This window comes from Carnobacterium sp. (assembly GCF_040274425.1).
The window spans coordinates 1-1,956 of sequence record NZ_JBEMBC010000168.1 but is presented as its reverse complement, the minus strand read 5'-3'; the positions used below and the strand labels follow the sequence as shown (position 1 = coordinate 1,956).

Below are 1,956 nucleotides of genomic sequence, written 5' to 3'. Positions count from 1 at the left end.
GTAAGAATCAGTTTGTAGGTGTGATCGGACCGAATGGCTGTGGGAAATCGACTTTATTGAAAAGTGTTTCTAAACTACTTGAACCCAGTAAGGGAGTCATTACTTTGGGTGACGAAAATGTTCAAGATCTTTCAAATAAACAGCTCGCAAAAAAATTAGGTGTCGTGGGACAGTTTCACGAAGTCAATTTTGATTTTTCCATCCGTGATATGTTATTGCTCGGACGCTCACCATACAAAGGTTTAATGGAGAGAGACAATGCTTTAGATTATGAAATTGTTGAAAAGGTTCTTCTCCAACTGGACTTGGAAAAAATCGCGGATAGGAGTTTCTTATCATTGTCAGGTGGAGAAAAACAGCGGGTCATATTAGGCAGAACGTTGGTCCAACAGCCTAGATTCTTAGTTTTAGACGAGCCCACCAATCATTTGGATATCAAACATCAATTGAGTATTTTAAGAACAGTCGGTTCCTTACCTATTGGTGTATTAGCAGCTTTACATGATTTGAATTTAGCTGCACGCTTTACAGATTATTTGTATGCGATGAAAGATGGACGGATCATTAAAGAAGGAAGACCAGAAGAAGTTTTAACAGAAGCGGTCATTAAAGAATTGTATGAAGTGGATTGTCACACCTATACTAATCCTATTTCAGGCAAACAAACCATTGAATTTCTATAAAAATAAGGAAAAAGAACAAGAAGTATAGTTACGCTATATCCCCTCCTAATAAGCAACAAATGTTGAAAGGGCTGACATTTGGTTGAAAAAGTATTTAACTGTTAAAGGTAAATGCTATAGTTGACTATATTATGTTACAAATTTGTTTTTAAAGGGAGATTTTTTTTCATGGATCGTTTATTAGGAAAAGTAGTAATCATTACCGGTGCAGCACAAGGCATGGGAGAAACACATGTGAGATTGTTTATTGAACAAGGCGCAAAAGTTGTGTTGACAGATTTAAATGAGGAAAAAGGAAACGCACTGGCAGCTGAACTTGGCGAAAATGCTCTTTTTGTTAAACAAGATGTATCGTCTGAAGAAGATTGGGCAACTGTTATTGCTAAAACTGAAGAGGTCTTTGGCTCCGTTAATGTATTAGTAAATAACGCTGGTATTACAATGGCGAAGAACCTATTTGATATTACATTGGCAGAATACCGTCGTATTGTAGATATCAACCAAGTGTCCGTGTTCTTAGGAACGAAAGCTGCAGCAGCTTCTATGATGAAAGCTGGTGGTGGTTCCATCATTAATATTTCTTCAATGAACGGATTAGTAGCGGGTGCTGTGGGTTATACAGATACAAAATTTGCTGTTCGCGGTATGACGAAAGCAGCTGCAATAAATTTGGCACCAATGGGTATTCGCGTAAACTCTGTACATCCAGGTGTAATTGCTACTCCGATTGTTCTTCAAGAAGATACAAAAGCAGCTGTAGAAGAATTCTCTAAAAGTATTCCACTAAAACGTTTAGCACAACCAGAAGAAGTATCAAACATGGTGCTATTCTTAGCTTCTGATGAGTCAAGCTACTCAACAGGATCTGAATTCGTTATTGATGGTGGAATGACTGCACAATAATAGTTATATGCAATCAAAAAAGTTCCATGAATACTAGTTGTTTCTAACGGGTCATTGTTTTACAGGATGGCAAAAATTTGTTATTTAAACTCTCCAAATAGAACATGAAATTCAGTTTTTTTCACTACTGAATTTCATGTTCTATTTTTAATTTATGCTAAATTTTTATAAAAAAGAATTTATCCCATTCCATTAACAAGGCTAATTGTACCATTTAGAAAGAGCGGTCATGCGATTTTCCATGATGAAACAGAGAAGTTGAATCGGACGATGTTGATGTTTATTCAAAATAAAAATTTCGTTTGTCAAATTAAGTTAGACAGTTCCCACTCATTAATGTAAGTTAAAAATACTTCTAACGGTGTCAGAT

The 1,956-nt window shown here is 35.9% G+C and carries 2 protein-coding genes; both read left to right on the top strand.

The features are described 5' to 3' along the window. A partial coding sequence (locus ABS911_RS15030) for an ABC transporter ATP-binding protein (RefSeq protein WP_350468222.1) occupies nt 1–683 on the top strand: 683 nt, incomplete at its 5' end. A gap of 168 nt (nt 684–851) precedes the next feature. Continuing rightward, complete coding sequence (locus ABS911_RS15025) at nt 852–1,586, top strand: glucose 1-dehydrogenase (RefSeq protein WP_350468221.1); 735 nt, start codon at nt 852–854, stop codon at nt 1,584–1,586. Nucleotides 1,587–1,956 lie beyond the last annotated feature (370 nt).